This is a genomic window from Mariniflexile sp. HNIBRBA6329 (assembly GCF_043558645.1).
Lineage (GTDB): Bacteria > Bacteroidota > Bacteroidia > Flavobacteriales > Flavobacteriaceae > Mariniflexile.
In genome coordinates, this window is record NZ_JBIFXS010000001.1 from 623,200 (window position 1) to 647,686 (window position 24,487).

The window sequence follows — 24,487 nt, forward strand, 5'->3', positions numbered from 1 at the left end:
AAACGCAAAATTATGTTATCAAAAAATATAGAAAAAGCACTTAATAACCAGATTAAAATAGAAGCAGAATCATCTCAAATATATTTAGCAATGGCATGTTGGGCAGAAGTGAAAGGACTTGAAGGTGTTGCAGGGTTTATGTACAAGCAATCGCAAGAAGAGCGCGACCACATGCTTAAATTGATTAAGTATGTAAACGAACGCGGAGGGCATGCGCAAGTTTCGGCACTTTCAGCACCAAACGTAACGTTTAAATCGTTTAAAGAGATGTTTGAAGAACTTTATAAGCATGAAGTTTTTGTTTCAGAAAGCATCAACGAGTTGGTTCATATCAGTCTACAAGAAAAAGATTATTCTACGCATAACTTTTTACAATGGTATGTTGCTGAGCAAATAGAAGAAGAAGCGATGGCACGTACTATTTTAGACAAGATTAACTTAATTGGCGATGATAAAGGTGGTTTGTACTTGTTTGATAGAGATATACAAAATTTAACGGTTAGCACTGCAGCTTCAACTACGCCAAAGTAATTTTAACATTTAATCTTATTTAGATTTAATTAAAATAACTATTTTTGCCCATCATTTATTTATAAATAAGTCTCTTGGGCAAGAAGAAACAAAAAAAGGCGCTTAAAAAACTTGAAAAAGCTGGGATTAAACTTCCTAGTAAAGTAAAAAGTAGTTGCTGCGAAAAATATAAGAAAGGTGAGAACAAGCGTTGTGGAAAATGCCCTTGCTTCGATTTACTTAAAAAAGTAGCTTAGTTTCCTAAAAGAAGAATCAAACTCATAATGATTAATATAAAGCAGACCATATTTTAAAATATGGTCTGCTTTTTGCTTTATTCAGAAGAATTATTAATCAAAATACCTTATGAAATTAATTACTTTAAACATTTTTGCAATACTTATGCTATTCACAAGTTGTCATACTTCTAAAACAGCAACTGCTACAGCATCAAAAGAAATCACATCTATTGAAAATATTAGATGGAAGCTAGTAACATTAATGGGTAAAGATGTAAGTGATAAAAATGCGTTCATCACATTTTCCAGGGATGATGATAAAGTTTTTGGCAATGGTAGTTGCAACAACTTTAACGGAACGTATCAAATTAAAGAAGGAAACCAAATAACGTTGTCTAAAATAGCAGCTACTTTAATGGCCTGTATTGATATGGACGTTGAAACCCAATTTATTGAAGTTTTAGAAAAAGCAGACAACTATTCACTTAATCGTGGCACAATGACTTTAAACAAAGCAAGAATGGCACCTTTAGCTATTTTTGAAGCTGTTGAAACTGAATAAAATTTTTATACATAAAATTAGATTAATAATCTTTCCTTTTTCATTAAATAGGTTTTCTATACCGATAAACTAAGATAAGTGGAAATTTTATAATCAAAATTGACAATCGTATAACAAAAATGTCAGACTAGTGTTGCATCTTTGTAATGTAATTTAATGTAAAATATTTATGAAAAAGTTAATATTATTATGCTTAGCCATTAGTTTGGTGAGTTGCGGTGCTTCTAAAACCGTTAGAGTATCAAAAAAAGTTATTAAAGGAGATTGGGTTTTAAATTCAGTAACCTATAACCAAGCGGGAAATTATAATGTCACTTTACTTAACGACGCATCAAAAGCATGTTTTGAAGGTAGTACTTGGCAATTTGTACCTAATAACAATACGGGAGTTTACAGCATTAACGATGCTAGTTGTGCAACAGGTGAAAGACATTTTGTATTCACCATTCAAGAAGTAGATGCTGAAACTGGTCTATATGATTTTTTACTTAAACCTACCGATGAAAAGCACAAATCGGAAACCAATCAAGGTTTTAGATTAAAATTGGCTACATTGTCTGATGATACTATGCAGTGGCAACAAACAGTAAGTGTAGCAGGTAGTACGCTTACTTTAAACATGAATTTTTCAAAACAATAAAATAAATACCAAACAAAGATGAAAACAATTATAAATAAAGCAGGAATTTTACTTTTCACATTTGTTCTAGCTATAAGTTTAACAAACTGTAAAGCGATACAAAATGCAAATAACAAACAAAAAGGTGCCGTTATTGGTGCCACTGGTGGTGCTATTTTAGGAGCCATTATAGGAAACAATGTTGGTAAAGGTGGTAATGGCGAATTGGGTGCTGTTATTGGTGGCGTTGTAGGTGGTGGTGCAGGTATTCTTATTGGAAACAAGATGGATAAACAGGCACAAAAAATTGAAGAAGAAATACCAGGGGCACAAGTAGAGCGTATAGATGATGGTATTGTAGTAACTTTTGACGAAGGTAGCGGTGTGTATTTTGACACTAATAAGTATAACATTAACACGGCGTCTCAACAAAGTTTAAATAAGTTAATAAATGTTTTTAAAGAATATCCAGATACCAATATTTTAGTTGTTGGACATACCGATAGCCAAGGTTCAGAAGCGTATAATATGACGCTTTCTAAAAACAGAGCCTATGCAGTAAGTAATTATTTATCAAGTAATGGGATCTCTTCAGGACGTTTAACTACCAATTGGTTTGGAGAAACACAACCATTGCACGACAATGCAACTGCTGAAGGACGCGCCAAAAACAGACGTGTAAACGTTGCTATTTTGCCTAATGAAAAAATGATTCAAGACGCAAAAGCCCAAGCTGGAAATTAATTATTTTCAATATAAATTTGTAAAAATCTCGTTTTCAATGTTACTTTGAAAACGAGATTTTTCATTTAAAATAAAGTTAATGAACCAATTATTACAATACATAATTTCCCATACACAACTTTCCGAAGTTTCTATTAAAAATACAGTTGAATTATTAAATGAAGATTGCACCATTCCGTTCATTTCTCGCTACAGAAAAGAGCGCACAGGAAATTTGGATGAGGTTCAAATAGGTGATATTGTAAAGTTTAAAGAGCAATTTGAAACTTTAGAAAAACGAAAAGTCACTATTTTAAAAGCTTTGGAAGAGCAAGAAGTTTTAACTTCAGAATTAAAACAAAAAATTAAAGCGACCCAAGATTTAACAACGCTTGAAGATTTATATCTACCATTCAAGAAAAGCCGAAAAACAAAGGCTGAAACGGCAAGACAAAACGGATTGGAACCATTGGCGAAAATAATTATGAGCCAAAATGCGAACGATATTGAATCGGTAGCATATAAGTATGTAAAAGGTGAAATTAAGTCGGTTGAAGATGCGTTAGAAGGCGCACGTCATATTATTTCAGAATGGATTAATGAGCGCCCAGATATTCGAAATAATATCCGCCAGCAATTGGAACGTTTTGCTATGATTTCCACGAAAGTGGTAAAAACAAAAGCAGAAGATGAAAATGCTCAAAAATTTAGAGATTATTTTGAATGGGAAGAAGCTTTAAGCAGAATTCCTTCCCACCGATTACTCGCTATTTTAAGAGCTGAAAGCGAAGGTTTTATAAAAGTGAAAATTGAAATTGATGACGAAAAAGCCTTAACAAAAATTGAAGACCGCATCATACGCTCCCACAACGATTGTAGTGAGCAAATTCGAATAGCTATACAAGATGCCTACAAACGTTTATTGTTGCCGTCACTTTCAAACGAAGCATTGCAAAATGCAAAAACCAAAGCCGATGAAGCTGCTATATCAGTTTTTGCAAAAAATTTGAAACAACTTTTGTTAGGGTCGCCATTAGGTGAAAAACGTGTTTTGGCAATCGACCCTGGGTTTCGAACCGGTTGTAAAGTGGTGTGTTTAGATGCGCAAGGAGGTTTGTTGTATAATGAAACCATCTATCCGCATCCGCCAAAAAGCGATACAATGGGCGCTATGAAAAAGTTAAGTTCCTTAACTGAGGCGTATCAAATTGAAGCTATTGCTATTGGAAACGGAACTGCATCTAGAGAAACTGAAGCGGTTATCAGAAAAATTCATTTCAAGAATGATGTACAGGTGTTTGTGGTAAGTGAGGCGGGCGTTAGTATTTATTCGGCATCAAAAATAGCACGTGATGAATTCCCTAATTACGATGTCACTGTTCGTGGTTCGGTATCTATTGGCAGACGCTTGCAAGATCCCTTGGCAGAATTGGTTAAAATTGATGCCAAATCTATTGGCGTTGGGCAGTACCAACACGATGTTGATCAAACCAAACTCAAAAAAGAGTTGGATGTGGTAGTTGAAAGTTGCGTAAATGCCGTTGGTGTAAACTTAAACACCGCAAGTACAAGTTTGTTAAGTTATGTGTCGGGTATTGGGCCAAAACTAGCCGAAAATATTGTAGCATATCGCGATGAAAACGGGGCATTTACTTCTAGAAACGAGATTAAAAAAGTGCCACGTTTGGGCGGAAAAGCGTTCGAACAAGGGGCCGTTTTTTTAAGAATTAAAGAGGCTAAAAACCCGTTAGACGATTCGGCGGTACATCCTGAAAGTTATGCCATAGTTGAAAAAATGGCGAAAGATTTAGGCAAGCATGTATCCGATTTAATTGGAAACAAGGATCAACTTCAAAAAATAGATTTAAAAAAATACTGTACGGAAACCGTTGGGTTACCTACGCTTCAAGATATCATAAACGAACTTGAAAAACCGGGTTTAGATATTCGGGAGCAAGCCAAAGTATTTACCTTTAATCAAAATATTAAAACCATTAACGATTTAAAAGAAGGGCAATTGCTTCCGGGTATTGTGAACAACATTACCAATTTTGGCTGTTTCGTAGATGTGGGCATCAAAGAAAGCGGCCTTATTCACGTTTCAAATCTATCCGATAGTTTTGTGAAAGATGTGAACGAGCATGTAAGCCTGCACCAACAAGTTATCGTAAAGGTTTTAGAGGTTGATGTTCAGCGAAAGCGTATTCAATTGAAATTGCATAAGTAATGTAAATGTCCGTTCGAGCGCTCCCGTTAGATATTGGGACGAGACCTCATGGTGTTGCTTGGAAGTTCTCGACTTCGCTCAAACGGACATTACTCTAGGTTATATTAAGACGCCATCTTAACAATTTGAGGACTTGAGATGGCATTTTTAATCAATTCATGCCATTTCTCAATACGTTGCAATTCAAAGTCTTCGCTAAAATCTTCATCAATATCAAAAAAGTTGATGATAACATTTGGTTTTGCAGATGATTTATAAACCAATTCCAATCCTAAATTTTTTAAAGACAGCGATTTGTTTGCACCATTGTTATAGTTTTTAATAATGTTACATTGCTTTACCTCGTTGAGGTTAATGTCGCTAACAACACTAGGGTTTTTCGTATTGAATTTTATAGATGTTAACGCCTTATTATCGCTGCTAATGCCTATAAAATTTTTACGCCAAACCTCTTTTTGGCTATATGTAATACCATTGTTTTTTACTAGGGCATTGGCTTGTTTTTTTATACTAACTGTATTTTTTGTTCCGTTGTAAATAAATAAAATAAAAGGAAGGAATACGCTTAAAACTAAAAGCGTAGAAATAATTATTAATGAAATTTTCATCTTTCTGTATGTTTTTAATTAATTTTTGTGAATGGAAAAACCAATCATTAAATGTTTAATGATTCATTTTTAATTGTGTTCAGTAAAATTTATTCACTACAAAAAGGAATGAAAAGGGTAAATAATACTCCGGGTAGTTAAATTTAAATCTAAAAAATCGCAAACTTTTAAATATTGAAAATCGCTTTCTAAAACTTTTTCAGAGATAGGTTTTTTAGCAAAAAAATTATTGTCAAAAGTTTGTTCTTTTTCCTTTTCAAAACCTGCCAATTCAAGGAAAGAATTATTCGTAGAAATGGCTAAGGTATTATAGGAATGATCAATTTTTAGATCGTGTGTGTGCGTAATTTTTTTAGTAGCCAAATCACCCTTAGATTCAGAAACGAACAAGGTAAATAAACTTAACGCAAGCGTTAAAATTAAGCCGTTAAATTTTAGCATTTTAGTTAAAATTACAAAGTGTAAATGTATAAATAAAGTGTGTTAAAAAAGTAATAAAATTTATAAAACAAAAAATGCGAGCCCTTAAGCTCGCATTTTATAAACTAAAACAAGTATAAATTACTTGTTCATGTTTTTAATTTCTTTTACAAACGTATCTAAATCAACGCCATTACCCACTAAGGTTAAAGCTTTGTCTACAATATATTTTACGTTTACAGCATGAAACCCTAAGCCAACACCAATTTTGTTTAAAAGTTTGTGTTCTGGATCGCCATCTATTTGGTCAACATGTACCATACGCACCAAATCATACAAACGCTCTAAACGTCTATCATATTCAACTGGCGGATTAATTGGGTGCGATTTATAATCTTCTAAAATTATAGCATAATCTGCTTCGCTAATATCTAAATTACGAGCTAAACGGTCTAAAAACGCTTTTTCATCATCACTAATTACACCATCATCCATCGCTACACGAACAATAGCTGCAAAATGGTCTTCATTACGCTTTTTAAATCCACTATCAAATAAATCTGAAAACGACATATCTTTTTTTGTTTTAAGAGTGCAAACCTACATATTTTTTTCGTTTTTTCTGTAATTACAAAAGTGAAAAAACATTAAAAAAATTCCTTTAATCTAAGTTAGTCAATAAAAATCATTTTTAAAAATCTATTAAAACCCTTTTTTGGGTATTATTATAAAGTTTGCGTTTTGAGTTTAGCCTGTGTGCAGTCTAAGAGCTATATCTTCTTACTTTTGATGGCAAAAAGGAAGCCGTTTTAAATTGTGATACATTCACGATTTCAATCTAAAATAGAATGTATGAGTAATCGCTAATGTAACTACAGAAGAACTAGCAACATTTCAAAAAGCAAAAACATTTGTGAATTCTAGTCAAAATATGAAAAGAATCATCTTAAGCCTTATATTTGCACTTCAAAAACCGATTTTTAGGTGAGTAAAACTACACTTTCTCAAACCTATGCACAGACTTTGCAAACGCAAAATCTGCAAAATGCTATTGCCCAAACTAAAAGTAGAACACATTTAAAAGGACTTACGGGTTCTTCGTTTTCCTTTGTTGTTTCAAGTCTTTTCAATCAAAATGAATTGCCTTTTCTACTTGTCTTTAACGACAAAGAAGAGGCCGCTTTTTATCTAAATGATTTAGAACAACTTTGTAACGATAAAGATGTGTTGTTTTACCCAGGCAGTTATCGCAGGCCTTACCAAATTGAGGAAACCGATAACGCTAATGTGCTATTGCGTGCCGAGGTTTTAAACCGCATCAATTCCCGAAAAAAACCGGCTATTATTGTTACGTATCCAGATGCCCTTTTTGAACAAGTTGTTACTAGAAAAGAGTTGGAAAGAAACACTTTAAAAGTGTCTGTAAGCGATAAATTATCCATCGATTTTGTAAACGAAGTATTGTTTGAATACCAATTTAAGCGTGTCGATTTTGTTACTGAACCCGGTGAATTCTCCGTGCGTGGTGGCATTGTAGATGTGTTTTCGTTTTCAAACGATGAACCTTACCGCATCGAATTTTTTGGCGATGAGGTTGATAGTATTAGAACCTTTGATGTGGAAACGCAACTTTCCATAGAGCAGATTAAAAAAATAAACATCATACCTAATGTAGCCAACAAATTGTTGCAAGATAGTAGGCAAAGCTTTTTGGAATACATGGCGCAAAAAACGGTAGTTTGTTTTAAAAATGTCGATTTATTCTTTTCAAGAATTGACGATTTTTATGCCAAAGCTGAAGAAGCTTTTAAAACACTGTCCTCAGATATCAAACACGCAGAACCCGAAGCTTTATTCTGTAATTCAACGGTGTTAAAAAAGCAATTATTGGATTTTTCAATTGTTGAATTTGGTACTACGGCATTTTTTAAATCTAATGTTACGTCGAGCGCAGTCGAGACGTCCCAAGATGCGATTCTGAAACAAGTTCAGAATGACGCCATCATCTTCAACACCTCTCCACAACCTTCTTTCAACAAACAATTCGATTTGTTAATTGAAGATTTAAACAGCAATTGCGACAAGGGTTATATCAATTATATAGCCTGCGTGAGCGAGCAACAGGCAAAACGTTTTCACGATATTTTTGACGATTCGCATTTGGAAGTGAAGCCTTATAAAACCATAGTACTATCATTACATCAAGGTTTTATAGACCACGACAATCAAATAGTTTGTTATACCGATCATCAAATTTTTGAGCGTTACCACAAGTTTCTTGTTAAAAATGGTTATGCCAAAAAGCAAGCCATCACTTTAAAGGAACTTACCAATTTAGATATTGGCGATTATGTAACGCATATCGATCATGGTATTGGGCGTTTTGGTGGACTTCAAAAAATAGATGTTGAAGGCAAAAAGCAAGAAGCCATTAAATTGGTTTATGGCGAACGCGATGTGTTGTATTTGAGTATTCACTCTCTGCATAAAATTACCAAGTTTAATGGTAAGGATGGGAAACCACCAAAAATTTACAAACTAGGTAGTACCGCGTGGAAAACGCTGAAAGAGAAAACAAAATCTAGGGTTAAACATGTAGCATTTAATCTGATAAAACTTTACGCAAAACGTAAAACTGAAAAAGGCTATCAATATAACCCCGATAGTTATATGCAACACGAGTTGGAAGCCTCTTTTATTTACGAGGATACACCCGACCAAAGCACCGCAACGGCCGATATTAAAGCTGATATGGAAAGCGAACGCCCCATGGATAGATTGGTGTGTGGTGATGTTGGGTTTGGCAAAACCGAAGTTGCCATTCGTGCAGCGTTTAAAGCGGTTGATAATGGTAAACAAGTGGCTGTTTTGGTGCCAACTACCATTTTGGCATATCAACACTCCAGAACTTTTGCAGAGCGTTTAAAAGATTTCCCGGTAACGGTAGATTATGTTAATCGTTTTAGAACTGCCAAAGAAAAACGAGAAACCCTCGAAAATTTAGAAAACGGTAAAGTCGATATCATTATAGGTACGCATCAATTGGTTAACAAAACCGTGAAATTTAAAGATTTAGGCTTGCTTATTGTTGATGAGGAACAAAAATTCGGCGTCGCAGTAAAAGAAAAGCTAAAAACCTTAAAAGATAATGTGGATGTGTTGACTTTAACCGCAACACCCATCCCTAGAACACTTCAATTTAGCTTGATGGCGGCACGCGATTTATCGGTCATCACCACGCCACCACCAAACCGTTATCCTATTGAAAGTCATGTGATTCGTTTTAATGAAGAAACCATTCGCGATGCTGTGAGCTATGAAATTGAACGTGGCGGACAAATTTTCTTCATCCACAACCGTATAGAAAACATTAAGGAAGTTGCAGGTTTAATTCAGCGCTTAGTGCCCGATGCTAAAATTGGTATTGGTCATGGGCAAATGGACGGTAAAAAACTTGAAGAATTGACGTTGGCATTTATGAACGGTGCTTTTGATGTGTTGGTAAGTACAACCATTGTGGAAAGTGGTTTAGACGTGCCAAATGCGAATACCATTTTTATAAACAATGCCAATAATTTCGGTTTGAGCGATTTACACCAAATGCGTGGTAGGGTAGGACGTAGCAACAAGAAAGCATTTTGTTATTTTATCACGCCTGAGTATTCAGCTATGACCGATGATGCCCGAAAACGTATCACCGCTTTAGAACAATTTACCGAATTGGGCAGTGGTTTTAATATTGCTATGAAAGATTTGGAAATTCGGGGAGCTGGCGACTTGTTGGGTGGCGAACAAAGCGGATTCATCAATGAAATAGGTTTCGATACCTATCAAAAAATACTAAACGAAGCTATTGAAGAACTCAAGGAAAATGAGTTTAAAGATTTATATGAAGACTATAAAATTGAAAAAGTCTATGTTAAAGATGTAACTATCGATACAGATTTTGAATTGCTTTTCCCTGATGATTACGTAAATAATATTGCTGAACGTTTAAGTTTATACACCAAACTTAACGACATTAAAACCGAAGAAGAATTAGAGAAATTTGAAACCGAATTAATAGACCGTTTTGGTGAATTGCCAAAACAAGTAAACGATCTGCTGGATAGCGTTCAAATTAAATGGATTGCTACCAAAGCTGGTTTTGAGAAAATTGTTATGAAACAAGGGAAGCTTATTGGATATTTCATAAACGATCAACAAAGTAGTTTTTACCAAAGTAGTAACTTTACACGGGTATTACAATTTGTACAATCTAATTCAAACACTTGTAAAATGAAGGAGAAACAAACCCGAAACGGTTTACGCCTTATGCTCACTTTTGAAAATATAAAATCGGTAAAACAAGCATTGAAAGTATTACAACCTATTGTGGTGTAATTATTGTACCTATTAAATGGAAGATTAGAAACTTAAACACATGTTATTTAGAATTGTTGCTTTATTAATATTGCTACCAAATGTTCTTTTGGCGCAACACACCATTAAAGGCGTGTTTACACCAGCTAAAGATTACAAGGTGGTTTTGTTGTATAAAGTAACGCCAACAGTATCAGAATATATTACCAATACCGAAGTGCAAAAGGATGGAAGCTTTCAGTTTCAATTAGATGCTTCCGCAGAAAAAGGTATTTATAGGATTGTTTATGCGGTTCCACAAGAAGACTATAATTTCGATGTTATTTACAACGGAAAAGAAGATGTTGTGCTAGCTTTTAATTCTGAAACGGGTGTTTCGTTTAAATCTTCTACCGAAAATAAACTGCTAGCATCATATACAAGTAGCATGTCGGCAATTACTAAAAGTATTAATAATTATTTCAGGGAAGGCCGTAAAGACACTTTGGCTTTGAAAACCATTTTTAAAACACAACGAGAAGCACAAACCCGTTACGAAAAACTGGCTGATAATACCATTACACTACATTTTATTAAGGCAAATAGGCCTTACATTCCAAAAAAGTATGAAGATGTAAAAACCTATGTAAAGAATTTAAAAATCCATTATTTTGATAATATAGATTTTAACAACAAAATACTTCAAAGTTCTAGTTTTTTACAAGAACGCATGCTTAATTATGTATTTGGAATATCTACCGATGGAAAGGACGATATTACCAATTATAAAAACAATATTGATGTGTTTTGTGATGCGATTAAAACAGTTCCGGCCAATGTTAAACGCATTTTATTAACTGATTTATGGCAAGAAATGGTGGATTTGGGTCTGGAACCCGTTGCAAATCATATTTCAAATCATTATTTATTAGACGTTGCCAAACTTTTAAAAGATAATGAACTTGTTGATGCTTTGATACAGTATACCAACCTATCTATTGGACATAAAGCTCCCGATTTTTCTTTTGTAGTTGAAAAAGACAAACAAAAAACAACTAAAAAGTTGAGCGAATTAAACAGCGCCGAAAAGTATATCGTCTTGTTTTGGAGCAGCACGTGTTCGCATTGTTTAGATGAAATTCCGCAATTGCAAAAATTTTTAAAAACACGCACCAAAGAAAAAATTAAAGTAATTGCCATTGGTTTAGAAGACGATAATAAAATTTGGAAAGAGAAAATTAAAGCTTTTCCAGAATTTATCCATGTACTTGGATTGGGTAAATGGGAAAATCCTATTGGTAATAAATACGGCGTAACAGCAACCCCTACTTATTTTTTACTTAATAAGGAAAAGCGCATTATCAATAAGCCTGAAAATTTTGAGGCTTTAAAAGCAGTTTTAGTCAAATAGAACTTAACAATTAAAAATGAAAAAAAGCATCTTCAATATGCTCAATGTTAAATGCGTTTTTCTCTTTCACAATAGCGATTATATCAAAGCGGACTTCAACATCTAGCGCGTTTTCTGTTACGTATGCATCAACTGCTTTTACCAAGCGTTGTATTTGTTTAGGTTTCACAAAATCTTGGGGGTTGCCAAAATCTGAAGTCGAACGTGTTTTTACTTCAATAATGGCTAATATTTGGTCTTTTATAGCAATAATATCAACTTCAGCCTTATCAAAGCGGAAATTACGCTCCATAACGGCATAGCCGTTTTTCAATAGAAAATCTACTGCCATTTGTTCGCCTTTTTTACCAAGTTCGTTGTGTTGTGCCATTATAGTTTCCTGTGAAAGTTGAGGTCTAAAAAATTAAAAAATCTAAAATACATAAAATATCATTCATTTGTCATTTTTTAGACAAGGCTAAAAAATTATTTACTTCTAAGTAAAAATGAGTATATTTGTAGTCTAAAGTTAACGTATGACCACATTATCTGAAGAAAATTATTTAAAAGCCATATATCATTTAGGTAAACAGGGCACAGAGGCGGTAAGTACCAATGCCATTGCCGAAAAAATAGAATCCAAAGCCTCTTCGGTAACCGATATGGTAAAGAAATTAGCCGATAAGGACTTAGCGAATTATGTTAAGTACCAAGGGGTTAGTTTGACGAACAATGGACGTTTGGCGGCAGCTTTGGTTGTTAGAAAACACCGTCTATGGGAAGTGTTTTTAGTTGAAAAGCTCAACTTTTCTTGGGATGAGGTACATGATGTTGCAGAACAGTTGGAGCATATCAAATCGTTAAAATTGGTAAACGAATTGGATGCATTTTTAGGTTTCCCAACACACGACCCTCATGGAGATCCTATACCAGATAAAGACGGAAACTATGCCCAAACAAAAAGCGTTAGCATTTTAGAAATGGAAATTGGTGCCCAAGGTGTTTTATCGCTGGTTAAAGATGCTTCAGATGTGTTTTTGAAATATTTGAACAAAAATAATTTGGCTTTGGGAGATGTTATTAAAGTTTTAGATTTTGAACCGTTTGACGATTCGGTTACCATTCAAACTAAAGGCAAACAAATCATCATCTCTAAAGAAGTTGCCAAAAATTTATACTTAAGTCAGTAATTATGAATACTTATAACCCTATAAATACGCTTATCCTGTTTTTTATAATAGTCGGTGTTTTATTTGTGCTTTTTCGTCCTATAAAAGGCTGGTTCTGGATTATAAAGAACAATTTTAAAAGCAACGAAAAGGTGGTTATTGAAGATATTTTAAAGCAGCTCTACCATTTCGAAAACTCAGGAAACAAAGTAGATACCAAAACATTGGTGCAGGTATTAAAATTCAATAACAATCAAATTATTGAAGTCATAAAAAAAATGACCATTAATAATTTGATTTATTTTGATTCGGACGTTTTGAAATTAACCGAAACGGGAAGGGATTATGCCGTTAGAATTGTGCGTGTTCATAGGCTTTGGGAACGTTATTTGGCAGATAAAACAGGCTTTAAAAGAGAAGAATGGCATGATAGAGCAGAACTGATGGAGCATAAGTTAAACCATGAAGAAGTTGAAAAACTATCGGCACATTTAGGGAACCCTAAATTCGATCCACATGGCGATCCTATTCCAACCAAAACAGGAAAAATGGCAAAAGTAAATGGTGTTGAATTACCATTATTGCCAGTAAACACCATTGGTAGAATTACACATATTGAAGACGAGCCTGAAATTATCTATAAACAGATTTTAGCTGAGAATATTCACATTGGGTCGCTTATTAGAGTTATTGAAAACAATACCACAAGAATTGTTTTTCAATCGGAGGGTGAAGAATTTAAACTGGCGCCCATAGTTGCTGCAAATTTAACAGTAGCCCCTTTTGAAAAGGAAACAGTTATTGAAGATAATATTGCCAGATTATCAAGTTTAAAAGTAGAAGAAACGGCAAAAATTATAGGGATTTCAAAAGAAAGTAGGGGAGAAAGCAGAAGGCGCTTGTTAGATTTAGGCTTTGTAAAAGGAGCCGATATAAAAATAGATTTAATGAATCCGCTAGGAGAACCAAACGCTTATTTAATTAAAGGGACTTCTATTGCCTTACGAAAAGACCAAGCGGCTAAAATTCTCATTAAAAAAGATTAAATCATGGAAACTAAAGTAAAAAGTGCTTGCGAAACATGTACTCATTTTAATGCCGAAGGATTAAAAAAACTAGGGGTAAATACTAGCAATATAGATTTTGTAGTGGCTTTAGCCGGCAACCCCAATACAGGAAAAAGTACGGTTTTTAATGCCTTAACAGGTTTGCGCCAACATACTGGAAACTGGCCAGGGAAAACCGTTACAAGGGCCGAAGGTGGTTTTGAATACAATAAGCAAAAATTCAAGTTGGTAGATTTACCAGGAACTTATTCCTTGCTTTCAACATCTGAAGATGAAGAAGCTGCAAGGGATTTTATTCTCTTTGGAAAACCCGATGTTACCGTTATAGTAGTGGATGCAAACCGATTGGAACGTAACTTAAATTTGGTGCTTCAAATTTTAGAAATTACAGATAAAGCGGTACTGTGTTTAAATTTAATGGACGAAGCTAAACGTAACCATATAACCATTGACGAAAGAACCTTGGCGCGTGATTTAGGAATTCCCGTAGTAGCTACCAGTGCTAGATTCAGTAAAGGCATTCCCGAGTTAATCCATACCATTAGTGAGATTGCCAATGGGAATATTGTTTGTAAACCACACCGAATTAAAAATGTACCAAGCAATATTGAAAATGCAGTTAAAACACTTTCGGCTGAAATTGAAAAGGAATTTCCAAACATCCCGAACAGTAGATGGATTGCTTTCCGATTGTTGGAGGGCGATACTCAAATTATAAATGCGTTAAGAACTGGCGAACTTGTTTAAAATCTTATTATGGCAAATAAAAATATAGAGCATATTTTAGAATTATCGAATGAATTACGTTGGCAAATTGGTGACGATTTTCATGATAATTTAACCGAAGGCATTTATGCTGATGCGGCTCAAATTGTGAGTGATACGGTACAGGTTGATGATTCAAAAAAACGTTTTCGATTAGATAGACAAATTGATAAAATAGTAACCAGCAAAACTTTTGGCTTTCCCATCATGTTTCTAATATTGGCAACGGTACTTTGGTTAACTATTATTGGGGCAAATTACCCATCATCATTATTAGCACAACTTTTATTGGATAATATACATCCAGCATTAAAAACTTTTGCGGCAAGTATTAATATGCCGTGGTGGTTAGATGGCTTTTTAATTGATGGTGTGTATTTGGCAGTGGCTTGGGTTATTGCAGTAATGTTGCCGCCCATGGCCATATTTTTCCCCATGTTTACACTTTTGGAAGATTTTGGTTATTTACCCCGTGTTGCTTTTAATTTGGATAGTTTATTTAATAAATCGGGTGCCCACGGAAAACAAGCCTTAACTATGACCATGGGCTTTGGGTGTAACGCCGCAGGCGTTGTAGCCACCCGTATCATCGATAGCCCTAGAGAGCGATTAATTGCTATTATTACCAATAATTTTTCGCTTTGCAACGGGCGTTGGCCTACGCAAATTTTAATTGCAACCATATTTATTGGTGTGGTAGTGCCATCGGCATTTTCTAGCTTAATTTCACTATTGGCTGTTATTGGTATTGCGGTTTTGGGTATGGCATTTATGTTTGGAACTTCTTGGGCTTTATCCAAAACATTGTTAAAAGGAGAAGTGTCCACTTTTAATTTAGAATTGCCACCCTACCGTCCACCACGTTTTTGGAAAACCATTTACACGTCTCTAATCGATAGAACATTAATTGTTTTATGGCGAGCCATTGTATTTGCTGCACCCGCTGGCGCAGTAATCTGGTTAATTTCTAATATTTATATTGGGAATGAAAGTGTCGCCGCATGGGCCATACATTCGTTAGATGGTTTTGGGTTTCTTTTAGGTTTGAACGGTGTTATTTTATTAGCATACATTGTAGCAATTCCTGCAAATGAAATCGTAATCCCAACCATATTGATGCTAACTGTTTTGGTAACCGGTATCGATGGAGGTGCGGGAGCAGGCGTCATGTTTGAACTTGATTCTGCTAATGCTACTGCCAATGTTTTAAAGGCAGGAGGCTGGACTTTATTAACAGCTATTAACCTCATGATTTTCAGTTTGTTGCATAACCCATGTAGTACCACCATTTATACTATTTACAAAGAAACTAAAAGTGCCAAGTGGACTGCTTTTGCATCCATAATGCCAGTAATTTTAGGATTCATTGTTACCTTTTTAGTGGCTCAAGTTTGGAGAATTATTAGTTAAGAGAATATCGTAATCCCAAAAACAAACGTATTCCTTGATTTGGGCCATACACATAAGATGGGTCGAACGTTAATCCGTATGGGTTATATTTAGGACTATTAGGATCATCATTTACCAAAGCATTGCCATTGCTATCAAAATCAACATTTTTATCGAACGGATCGTGTGCTCTAGCAATAATAAAAGGGTTCCCTTTATTGGGGGTCCAGTTTAATAGGTTTTTTACGCCACCGTATATTTCGAAATTATTTAAACCATCAAAGGTTAATTGAATATTTTGAATACTCCAAACAGGCGAATTCTCTTTCCGAGGATCCAAATCACCTAACAAAGGCAAACGCATAGGACCATAAATATTGCCAGTATAATCTAAAGTTAGGTTATATTTATAAATTTTATAGGATGCAGCCCAAGTTCCTGTAAAGCGTTCGGTTAAAATTTGACGTTTTGTAATATTGTTTTCTGTTTGAGATACGTCTTGAAATGTGCCTCCAACCAATAGTTTTACTCCACTAGTAATAATAGCATCGTAATTAATACTTATGCCTTTTGTAACAGCTTTTCCGTTTAGGTTGTCATAAATTATTTCATTAGGATTTGTGTCGTAATCTGGAAGAATTAAATTGGTGAAATGGGTATACCAAGCAGAAACGTCTAATCCCATAATCATACCATTTTTGGTATAAAATTTCTTTAAATAATTTATGTTTACATTGTAAGAACGTTCGGGTTTTAGAGCCTCAGCTATTACTACATTTCTGGCTCCTGTTAATGCGGCATGTTCTTCAGTAAAAATATTAACAACTCTAAAGCCTGTACCAGCATTTAATCTTAAAATATCATTTGCGGTAGGTTTAAATTTGTATGCTATTCGGGGGGTAAATATATTGCCATGCCTTTTATCAAAATCATAACGGGTTCCTAATAACATGGTATGCTTGTCATTAAATTTTATTTCATCTTGTAAAAACACAGAAGGAATCACAACTTTATCCGCTTCTTTAGTAGCAGGGGTGTTATCATCATAAAAATTATAGCGCAATGCCGTTCCAAATAAAAGGTCATGATTTTTTAAGTTTTTATCCCAAGTAAATTGTCCAAAACCAATACGTTGTTGAGCCAAATAGGGAACATTGCCATAAACCGAATTTTGATCATGATCGGTATATGAAAACTGAAACAATATTTTTTCCTCAACAGGTAGTTGATATTTTCCTAAAGCTTCAAAGCGTGATGTATAAATGCTTTCTCCATAAATCTCATCGCCACCTCTATATGAAGGATTCCATTGCATTTCACCTCCCCATCGGTCTTCGTAAAAATAACGTCCTACAAGAGAAAATTCTCTTTGATTTTTTCGTTCAAAATCCCATTTTTGAAATATTGAAATTCTATTTTGAAGGGTTAGATCCGTAAAATTATCATTGTTATTATCTACGGGGTTATTGTAATTAAAATAATTGATTCCAGTAAGAAGACTGGCTTTCGACCCTACATTGGTTTTATATCCTAAATCCAGATTGACTTCTCCCCAACCAGTGACATAGCTATCTGCAAAAAAGCGAGGGGCATTTTCTGGAAGCTTGGTTATGATGTTAATAAGACCACCAACAGCCTCACTTCCATATAGAGAAGAAGCAGGCCCTTTTACTATTTCAATTTGTTCTATAAGTGAGTTAGGGATGCCTGATAGGCCATACACTGTTGATAACCCACTTACAATGGGCATGCCATCTATAAGAACCAAGGTATAGGGACCTTCTAGACCATTAATATGAATATCGCCCGTATTGCATACATTACAGTTAATTTGAGGGCGTACACCATTTACGTTTTGTAGTGCTTCAAAAATATTGGGAGTTGGATTTTTTTTAAAAAAAGCAGGGGTGTATACTTCTACTGGAACGGGGCTTTCCAATCGAGACACCGCTTTTAGGGTTCCTGTAACTACTACCTCATCGAGTAATTCAGATTCTGGTAAATCGAAATTTATAATGCTAGGCTTCGATGAAACAGCTATGTTTTTTCTTTGGGTTACATATCCTGTAAATGAAGCCAAAATAGTATAGGCTCCTGCATCAACTGCATTAATTTTGTAAAATCCATTTTCATCGGTTGTGGTGCCTTTAGATGTTCCTTTAAGATAAACATTTGCATAAGGCAATGGTTCGCCGTCTGAAAACACATTTCCGGATATTTCTTGAGCACTTACCGATGTTGCGTATATGCTTAAAAATAGTATTATATATTTCATAAATATAATTTTTTACAAATATAAATATTAATTTAGATTAATCTAAAAATTAAATTTAAAATAATAAACTATATTAGCGGTATAATTCTGTATTTATGATTACCCTAACGGAAGAAAACTATATAAAAACCATATATCAATTAGGAAAATATGGCGTGCATACTGTAAGCACAAATAGCATTGCAGATGCACTGGATACCAAAGCATCTTCGGTTACAGATATGATGAAAAAATTGGCTGAAAAGGGATATGTTAACTATAAAAAATATCAAGGGGTCACGCTTTCTGAAACAGGAAAAAAAATAGCAGCTGAGATTGTTAGAAAACACCGCTTGTGGGAAGTTTTTTTAGTTGAAAAACTTAATTTTTTTTGGGATGAGGTACATGAGATTGCGGAACAACTTGAGCATATAAAGTCAGAGAAACTTATTAATGAATTGGATAAATTATTGGATTATCCTACACATGACCCACATGGCGATCCCATTCCAGATAAATCCGGGGATATAAAAAAGACCGATAAAGTCTTGCTTTTTAATTTGGAGGCTAATACAAAAGGTATTTGTGTGGGGGTTAAAGACACGTCTTCTGTGTTTTTAAAATATTTAGATAAGCAGAAAATAGCATTGGGCTCAGAAATAACCATTTTATCCAGAGAAGATTTTGATGATTCCATGGTCATTAAAATTGGAGAGACTTCAATGACGATATCTCAAACAGTAGCAAGTAATCTGTTTGTAAAAAAAGTGTAAAAAAGCTGTAAGCTAAGTAATTATTTCAATGGCACCCGCAACCATCATCGCCACCACAGGATTTTTTAGAAGCAGGTTTTTTCCAAAAGAATTTTTTAATCAAAAAGATTAATGCAAATCCAATGGCGATAAAAACCAATATGTTTTGAATGATGGTGTTCATAGTTATTTGGTCGACGTTACTTTAGTTTCATTTCAAAAGATTCCTGATTTCCCAAGAATTTGTTATTTCAATAATTGGTAAGCTATTAAAGCAACAATGTATGCAAAGCCACTCATTATAAATAATTGTAATGTGGGCCATTTCCAACTGTTGGTTTCTTTTTTAACAATAGCAAGCGTACTCATGCACTGCATAGCAAAAGCATAAAAGAGCAGCAATGAAATACCCGATGCAAAATTAAATAAAGGCCCTCCAAGAATGGGGTTTACTTCGGCAGCCATACGGTTTTTTATGGTGGCTTCATCATCATTTCCAACGCTGTAAATAGTTGCCAATGTTCCAACAAATACTTCACGGGCAGCAAAACTACTTACTATGGCAATGCCTATTTTCCAATCGTAACCCAAAGGTCTTATAGCGGGTTCTATAGCGCGACCTGTGATACCTATATAGGAATGCTCTAACTTATATGAAGCAATATGTTGATTTATTTCTTCTTCAGATAATTGTTGGGATGCATATTCGGTTTTAATGATTGATTCTGCATTGTTAAAATCATCACCAGGGCCATAAGACGCTAAAAACCATAGAATAATAGAGATGGCAAGAATAATTTTTCCTGCACCAAATACAAATGATTTTGTTTTTTCCAACACCGTTAACGCCACATTTTTAAACATGGGGAGCTTATAATTTGGCATTTCAACCACAAAAAATGTTTTGCTTTTTATTTTTAAAACTTTGTTTAAAATTTTCGCTGCAAGCACTGCAGTTGCAAATCCGATAAAATATAAAAGCATGAGGGTTAAAGCTTGATAGCCCAATCCTAAAAAACGCCCTTTTGGAATGACGAGCGATATGATAATTAAATATACGGGTAAGCGCGCAGAACAGGTTGTAAAAGGTGTTACCAAAATGGTTATTAAACGCTCTTTCCAGCTTTCAATATTTCGGGTTGCCATAATAGCAGGAATCGCACAGGCGGTACCAGAAATTAAGGGTACCACACTTTTTCCACTTAAACCAAAACGGCGCATGATTCTGTCCATTAAAAATACCACGCGACTCATATAACCGCTTTCTTCCAATACCGAAATAAACAAGAATAAAAAGGCAATTTGCGGAATGAAAATAACAATACCACCAAGCCCTGGGATAATACCTTCGGCCAACAAGCTGGTAAAAGCGCCTTCTGGCATTTGGTTTTTTGTCCATTCACTTAAAGAAGCAAAAGCACTGTCTATAAAGTCCATTGGGACGCTAGACCAATCGTAGATAGCTTGAAATATGGTTAACAAGATGACAAAGAAAATAGCATAACCCCAAACTTTATGGGTTAAAATGCGGTCTAGTTTCGAGCGTAAATCTTTGGCTTGCGATGCATCAATAGTTTGCCCATGTTTAAGCACGTTGTTTATAAACTGATAGCGTTTTATAGTCTCTTTTTGCTGTAATCGTTTTAAATCGGCTTTACTTTTAGTTTTAAAATTGGCAACTGCCTCTATTTCTTTCCGGTCTGTTTTTCCGAAGTTAACATCTTGGGTAATAACCAACCATAGTTTGTATAGAAGCTGATTAGGAAATGCTTTTTGCAGATTTTCAAAGTATTCCTTATCAATGTCTGATGCCTTAATGCACGGTGTAACAGAAACATCCTTGTAATTGGCAATTAAGTGTTTTAAGTTTTCAATGCCTTCTTTTTTCCTGGTACTAATTAAGGCTATTTTAGTTTGAAGGTGTGCCTCTAAATAATCGATGTCTAATGAGATGCCTTTATAACGCATTCTATCGGCCATATTAATAACCAATAGGGTAGGGATTTCTAAATCTTTAATCTGTGTGAAAAGTAACAGGTTGCGCTTTAGATTTTCAACATCTGTAACAACAACAGCAATGTCTGGAAAATCTTTGTCGTTTTTGTTCAGAAGCAGTTCAATAACAACATTTTCATCTAATGATGATGCATTTAAGCTATAAGTACCCGGTAAATCTATAATATGCGCCTTAACGCCACGAGGCAATTTGCATATACCTTCCTTTTTTTCAACCGTAATACCCGGATAATTTCCAACTTTTTGGTTTAAACCAGTAAGCGCGTTAAAAACCGAGGTTTTCCCCGTATTTGGGTTGCCAATTAAGGCTACATTTATTTGCTTGCTCATATTTCTTTTTCAATTAAAATATGAATAGCCGTTTCTTTTCTGATCGCTAAATGTGTGCCATTGATGTTTAAATACATGGGGTCTTGGAAAGGTGCCAATTGAACAAGTTCTACCAAATTACCAGGCAAACAGCCCATTTCTAAAAGTTTTAATGGAATATGAATGGAAGAAACATCAACAATAGTAGCGCGTTCCCCTCGTTTTAATTCAGCTAATGTATTTTGCAACTTATTTAGATTGATTTTAAAGAAGCAAAAGTACCTAAAAAGTTTAAAGTTAAAAAGTTTAAGGTTTAAAAGTTTCAAGAAGTTTAGTCGTTTGTTGTTCGTTGTTAAGTTGTATGTTGTTAAGCTGTGAATCAACTAAACAACTCCACTACAAACAGCAAACATCATTTCTCTTTTTTCAAAATCTCAATATCATCAAGCAATCGACTTATGTCTTCAGAATTGGTACCATCATAAAACCCACGAATTTGACGCTTTTTATCAATAAGCATAAAGTTTTCGGTGTGTATCATATCAAAAGGGCCACCATCACCAAAATCTTTAACGGCTAAATAGCTTTTTCTTGCCAATTCGTATATTTGTTTTTTGTCGCCTGTAACCAAATTCCATTTGGCGTCCATCACACCTTTTTCCAAAGCATAACGTTTTAATTGTGCCACGGTATCAATTTCTGGCGTTACGGTGTGCGATAGCAGCATCACAGCATCATCATTCTTAATTTTATCTTGTATTTGCGCCATGTGGTTTGTCATAATCGGACAAATGGTTTGGCAAGTTGTAAAAAAGAAATCGGCCACATAAATTTTATCCTTATAATCGTTTTGGGTAATGGTTTTCCCGTTTTGATTGATAAGCTTAAAATCGGCTATTCTATGATATTTTTTTTGATATTGAATGGTGCTATCCACCAACTCGGTGCTTACCATGGCAGGTTGGTAAACAGGTAGCGGTTGGTACACATTTAATGTGTTGTAAATTATTGTAACAATGATGATGGATAAGATCAAAAATACAATTCCAAACGTTTTATAGTCTTTAAAAAAAGAAAGCATTCAATTATAATTTAAGGCTTTAGTAAGTATAAGTGGCAAAAATACGACACATAAATAATAAATTGGTATTTTTAACAATACTTAAATGCTTTAAAAAATCATATAAATGAAAATACGGCTATTATTTGTATTCTATTTGTTTTCATTGGCTTTTTTCGGACAGGATTTTAATGAAACATTAAAGGCTATCAGAACTGCTGAAGCTACATCTGCCATGAAAAAAATGCTTCAAAAAGCCAATGCAAATACAGGGAATTATGATGTGAAATACCACCGTTTGGAGTTTAGTTTAGACCCATCGGTAGCTTTTATTTCGGGAGCCGTTACTACCTATTTTGAAGCTAAAACAAACTTAAACCAAGTGACTTTCGATTTGGCAAATAACATGACAGTTTCACAGGTAACACAACGCGGAAACACGATTTCGTTTACTCAAAATACCAATGACGAGTTGGTTATAGCCTTGCCAACCATTCAAAGCACAGGCGTTTTAGATTCGTTAACCATAAGCTATTCTGGAAACCCAATCAGTTCCGGTTTTGGCTCTTTTGAACAAACCCAACATGAAGGTGACCCTGTAATTTGGACGCTTTCAGAGCCCTATGGCGCCAAAGGCTGGTGGCCGTGTAAACAAGATTTAAACGATAAAATTGATAATATTGATGTGTACATTACAACACCTCAGTTCAATCCTTCAAACGAAGAATACATGGCGGTTTCAAATGGTTTAGAGCAAAGTCAAAAAATTAATGGAAGCAATAAAACCACACATTTCAAACACGGTTACCCAATTCCTGCCTATTTAATAGCGATAGCTGTAACCAATTACGAAGTGTATGCGCATACAGTACCAAACAATGGAAATCCTTTTGATGTTGTAAACTATGTGTATCCTGAAAACCTAGGTTATGCCCAAGCCAGCACGCCCATAGCGGTTGATATTATGAACCTATTCACTAATTTGTTTGAAGAATACCCGTTTGCAAACGAAAAATATGGCCATGCGCAATTTGGTTGGGGTGGCGGTATGGAGCACACAACGGTATCGTTTATGGGGAATTTTAGCAGAAATTTAATTGCCCACGAACTGGCGCATCAATGGTTTGGAAATAAAATAACCTGCGGTAGTTGGAAAGATATTTGGCTGAACGAAGGATTTGCCACCTATTTATCCGGCTTAACAATTGAAAACCTTGATGGCAATAATGCTTTTACAACTTGGAAACAAGAACGCAATGTATCCATTACATCGGCAACTAACGGTGCGGTATATTTAACAGATGCTGATACAACTAATGTGGGTAGAATTTTTAGTGGTAGATTAACTTATAATAAAGGGGCTATGGTTTTACATATGTTAAGAAAGAAACTGGGTGATGTTAACTTTTTTCAAGGAGTAAAAAATTATTTAAGCAACCCAAACCACGCCTATGCCTATGCAAAAACACCCGATTTTATAAGTATTATGGAAACTGCAAGCGGTGAAAACTTAACCGAGTTTTTTAACGATTGGTTATATAATCAGGGGTATCCATCGTACACAGTACAGTGGAACCAACCCAACTCTAATCAGGTTTCAATTAATATTTCGCAAACGCAAAGTGATGCTTCTGTTAATTTTTTTGAAGCACCGGTAACTTTACGGCTAACAGGAACTTTAGGCGAAACGCTAGATGTAACCCTTAACAACACGGTTAATAATCAAACTTTTTTAAGCGCGGTTAATTTTACGGTAGCATCCATTCAATTTGATCCAGAATCAGATCTAATTTCAAAAAACAACAATGTTTCTTTAGGAATCAACCACACAGATTTTCAATCGGAATTTGTAATTCACCCAAATCCTTCAACCAATGCGTTTTATGTAGTTAAACCCGAGAATGTTGAGGTAAATGAAGTAAGGATATTCAATACACTTGGTCAACTTTTAAATAAAACCAATTGGTCGCCCATAATCAATGTATCACCATTTGCTTCAGGTTTGCTTTTTGTTCAGTTTCATACCAATACAGGCATAATTAATAAAACGGTGTTAAAAAATTAGCA

At 34.7% G+C, this 24,487-nt stretch carries 20 protein-coding genes and 1 pseudogene; 12 read left to right on the top strand and 9 right to left on the bottom strand.

Translation table 11 applies throughout. The features are described 5' to 3' along the window. Window positions 1-12: 12 nt before the first annotated feature. The 5 genes from ACGK9U_RS02635 (at window position 13) to ACGK9U_RS02655 (ending at window position 4,880) form a co-directional block, all read left to right on the top strand. Window positions 13-531, top strand: coding sequence for a ferritin (locus ACGK9U_RS02635; protein WP_394464819.1), 519 nt, complete (start codon window positions 13-15; stop codon window positions 529-531). 345 nt (window positions 532-876) lie between these two features. Next, window positions 877-1,311 (top strand): META domain-containing protein, encoded by a 435-nt coding sequence (locus tag ACGK9U_RS02640; protein WP_394464820.1) that lies wholly within the window; start codon window positions 877-879, stop codon window positions 1,309-1,311. Between the two features lie 169 nt (window positions 1,312-1,480). After that, entirely contained in the window at window positions 1,481-1,951 is a 471-nt protein-coding gene (locus ACGK9U_RS02645; protein WP_394464821.1) for a lipocalin family protein, read from the top strand. Window positions 1,952-1,969: 18 nt separating this feature from the next. Next, window positions 1,970-2,674: an OmpA family protein gene (locus tag ACGK9U_RS02650; RefSeq protein WP_394464822.1), complete on the top strand. Its 705-nt coding sequence runs from the start codon at window positions 1,970-1,972 to the stop codon at window positions 2,672-2,674. 79 nt (window positions 2,675-2,753) lie between these two features. Further along, a complete protein-coding gene (locus ACGK9U_RS02655) occupies window positions 2,754-4,880 on the top strand; it encodes a Tex family protein (RefSeq protein ID WP_394464823.1) in 2,127 nt (708 codons plus the stop codon). Window positions 4,881-4,984: 104 nt separating this feature from the next. Here the strand turns inward: ACGK9U_RS02655 and ACGK9U_RS02660 are convergent, their stop codons facing one another. From ACGK9U_RS02660 to ACGK9U_RS02670, 3 genes are all read right to left on the bottom strand, one after another. Next, a complete protein-coding gene (locus ACGK9U_RS02660; RefSeq protein ID WP_394464824.1) occupies window positions 4,985-5,488 on the bottom strand; it encodes a hypothetical protein in 504 nt (167 codons plus the stop codon). A 96-nt stretch (window positions 5,489-5,584) separates the two neighbouring features. Continuing rightward, the gene (locus ACGK9U_RS02665; protein ID WP_394464825.1) at window positions 5,585-5,929 is read right to left on the bottom strand and encodes a hypothetical protein; all 345 of its coding nucleotides are present in this window, start codon (window positions 5,927-5,929) and stop codon (window positions 5,585-5,587) included. 120 nt (window positions 5,930-6,049) lie between these two features. After that, entirely contained in the window at window positions 6,050-6,481 is a 432-nt protein-coding gene (locus ACGK9U_RS02670; protein WP_394464826.1) for a TerB family tellurite resistance protein, read from the bottom strand. Between the two features lie 411 nt (window positions 6,482-6,892). Here ACGK9U_RS02670 and mfd point away from each other — a divergent pair, with 411 nt between their 5' ends. Both mfd and ACGK9U_RS02680 read left to right on the top strand, forming a co-directional pair. Continuing rightward, on the top strand, window positions 6,893-10,291 hold the full coding sequence (mfd, locus tag ACGK9U_RS02675; protein ID WP_394464827.1) for a transcription-repair coupling factor: 3,399 nt from the start codon (window positions 6,893-6,895) through the stop codon (window positions 10,289-10,291). Window positions 10,292-10,331: 40 nt separating this feature from the next. Continuing rightward, window positions 10,332-11,660, top strand: coding sequence for a TlpA family protein disulfide reductase (locus tag ACGK9U_RS02680; RefSeq protein WP_394464828.1), 1,329 nt, complete (start codon window positions 10,332-10,334; stop codon window positions 11,658-11,660). Between the two features lie 10 nt (window positions 11,661-11,670). Here the strand turns inward: ACGK9U_RS02680 and ACGK9U_RS02685 are convergent, their stop codons facing one another. Beyond that, window positions 11,671-12,030, bottom strand: a complete 360-nt coding sequence (locus tag ACGK9U_RS02685) for a YraN family protein (RefSeq protein WP_394464829.1) — start codon at window positions 12,028-12,030, stop codon at window positions 11,671-11,673. A gap of 145 nt (window positions 12,031-12,175) precedes the next feature. Here ACGK9U_RS02685 and ACGK9U_RS02690 point away from each other — a divergent pair, with 145 nt between their 5' ends. From ACGK9U_RS02690 to feoB (ACGK9U_RS02700), 3 genes and pseudogenes are all read left to right on the top strand, one after another. Beyond that, a complete protein-coding gene (locus ACGK9U_RS02690; protein ID WP_394464830.1) occupies window positions 12,176-12,829 on the top strand; it encodes a metal-dependent transcriptional regulator in 654 nt (217 codons plus the stop codon). A 2-nt stretch (window positions 12,830-12,831) separates the two neighbouring features. Further along, complete coding sequence (locus ACGK9U_RS02695; RefSeq protein ID WP_394464831.1) at window positions 12,832-13,854, top strand: DtxR family transcriptional regulator; 1,023 nt, start codon at window positions 12,832-12,834, stop codon at window positions 13,852-13,854. 3 nt (window positions 13,855-13,857) lie between these two features. Further along, window positions 13,858-16,050, top strand: a pseudogene (gene feoB, locus ACGK9U_RS02700) (ferrous iron transport protein B). Here feoB (ACGK9U_RS02700) and ACGK9U_RS02705 read toward each other — a convergent pair. Next, window positions 16,043-18,304 carry a TonB-dependent receptor domain-containing protein gene (locus ACGK9U_RS02705; RefSeq protein WP_394464832.1) on the bottom strand — a complete coding sequence of 754 codons (2,262 nt, stop codon included), beginning with the start codon at window positions 18,302-18,304 and terminating at the stop codon, window positions 16,043-16,045. The pseudogene feoB (ACGK9U_RS02700) and the gene ACGK9U_RS02705 sit on opposite strands and share 8 nt — an antisense overlap. Window positions 18,305-18,402: 98 nt before the next feature. Between ACGK9U_RS02705 and ACGK9U_RS02710 the strand changes: the two genes are divergently transcribed. Then, window positions 18,403-19,056 (top strand): metal-dependent transcriptional regulator, encoded by a 654-nt coding sequence (locus ACGK9U_RS02710; RefSeq protein ID WP_394464858.1) that lies wholly within the window; start codon window positions 18,403-18,405, stop codon window positions 19,054-19,056. Window positions 19,057-19,081: 25 nt separating this feature from the next. Here the strand turns inward: ACGK9U_RS02710 and ACGK9U_RS02715 are convergent, their stop codons facing one another. The 4 genes from ACGK9U_RS02715 to ACGK9U_RS02730 all read right to left on the bottom strand — a co-directional run bounded on the left by ACGK9U_RS02715 (window position 19,082) and on the right by ACGK9U_RS02730 (window position 22,441). Next, window positions 19,082-19,219, bottom strand: a complete 138-nt coding sequence (locus tag ACGK9U_RS02715; RefSeq protein WP_394464833.1) for a FeoB-associated Cys-rich membrane protein — start codon at window positions 19,217-19,219, stop codon at window positions 19,082-19,084. Between the two features lie 62 nt (window positions 19,220-19,281). Continuing rightward, a complete protein-coding gene (gene feoB / locus ACGK9U_RS02720) occupies window positions 19,282-21,381 on the bottom strand; it encodes a ferrous iron transport protein B (RefSeq protein ID WP_394464834.1) in 2,100 nt (699 codons plus the stop codon). Beyond that, window positions 21,378-21,608 (bottom strand): ferrous iron transport protein A, encoded by a 231-nt coding sequence (locus ACGK9U_RS02725; protein WP_394464835.1) that lies wholly within the window; start codon window positions 21,606-21,608, stop codon window positions 21,378-21,380. The genes feoB (ACGK9U_RS02720) and ACGK9U_RS02725 overlap by 4 nt, the downstream gene beginning before the upstream one ends. Before the next feature lie 164 nt (window positions 21,609-21,772). Then, on the bottom strand, window positions 21,773-22,441 hold the full coding sequence (locus ACGK9U_RS02730; RefSeq protein ID WP_394464836.1) for an SCO family protein: 669 nt from the start codon (window positions 22,439-22,441) through the stop codon (window positions 21,773-21,775). Window positions 22,442-22,547: 106 nt separating this feature from the next. Between ACGK9U_RS02730 and ACGK9U_RS02735 the strand changes: the two genes are divergently transcribed. Beyond that, the gene (locus ACGK9U_RS02735) at window positions 22,548-24,485 is read left to right on the top strand and encodes a M1 family aminopeptidase (protein ID WP_394464837.1); all 1,938 of its coding nucleotides are present in this window, start codon (window positions 22,548-22,550) and stop codon (window positions 24,483-24,485) included. Window positions 24,486-24,487: the final 2 nt, after the last annotated feature.

Bases quoted from the DNA above. Each gene is read 5' to 3' on its own strand.
- ACGK9U_RS02685 (WP_394464829.1), bottom strand. From the start codon at position 12,030: ATGGCACAACACAACGAACTTGGTAAAAAAGGCGAACAAATGGCAGTA.
- ACGK9U_RS02730 (WP_394464836.1), bottom strand. From the start codon at position 22,441: ATGCTTTCTTTTTTTAAAGACTATAAAACGTTTGGAATTGTATTTTTG.
- ACGK9U_RS02680 (WP_394464828.1), top strand. From the start codon at position 10,332: ATGTTATTTAGAATTGTTGCTTTATTAATATTGCTACCAAATGTTCTT.
- ACGK9U_RS02690 (WP_394464830.1), top strand. From the start codon at position 12,176: ATGACCACATTATCTGAAGAAAATTATTTAAAAGCCATATATCATTTA.
- ACGK9U_RS02715 (WP_394464833.1), bottom strand. From the start codon at position 19,219: ATGAACACCATCATTCAAAACATATTGGTTTTTATCGCCATTGGATTT.
- ACGK9U_RS02695 (WP_394464831.1), top strand. From the start codon at position 12,832: ATGAATACTTATAACCCTATAAATACGCTTATCCTGTTTTTTATAATA.
- ACGK9U_RS02640 (WP_394464820.1), top strand. From the start codon at position 877: ATGAAATTAATTACTTTAAACATTTTTGCAATACTTATGCTATTCACA.
- ACGK9U_RS02635 (WP_394464819.1), top strand. From the start codon at position 13: ATGTTATCAAAAAATATAGAAAAAGCACTTAATAACCAGATTAAAATA.
- ACGK9U_RS02660 (WP_394464824.1), bottom strand. From the start codon at position 5,488: ATGAAAATTTCATTAATAATTATTTCTACGCTTTTAGTTTTAAGCGTA.
- ACGK9U_RS02665 (WP_394464825.1), bottom strand. From the start codon at position 5,929: ATGCTAAAATTTAACGGCTTAATTTTAACGCTTGCGTTAAGTTTATTT.
- ACGK9U_RS02650 (WP_394464822.1), top strand. From the start codon at position 1,970: ATGAAAACAATTATAAATAAAGCAGGAATTTTACTTTTCACATTTGTT.
- feoB (WP_394464834.1), bottom strand. From the start codon at position 21,381: ATGAGCAAGCAAATAAATGTAGCCTTAATTGGCAACCCAAATACGGGG.
- ACGK9U_RS02655 (WP_394464823.1), top strand. From the start codon at position 2,754: ATGAACCAATTATTACAATACATAATTTCCCATACACAACTTTCCGAA.
- ACGK9U_RS02645 (WP_394464821.1), top strand. From the start codon at position 1,481: ATGAAAAAGTTAATATTATTATGCTTAGCCATTAGTTTGGTGAGTTGC.
- ACGK9U_RS02670 (WP_394464826.1), bottom strand. From the start codon at position 6,481: ATGTCGTTTTCAGATTTATTTGATAGTGGATTTAAAAAGCGTAATGAA.
- ACGK9U_RS02705 (WP_394464832.1), bottom strand. From the start codon at position 18,304: ATGAAATATATAATACTATTTTTAAGCATATACGCAACATCGGTAAGT.
- ACGK9U_RS02735 (WP_394464837.1), top strand. From the start codon at position 22,548: ATGAAAATACGGCTATTATTTGTATTCTATTTGTTTTCATTGGCTTTT.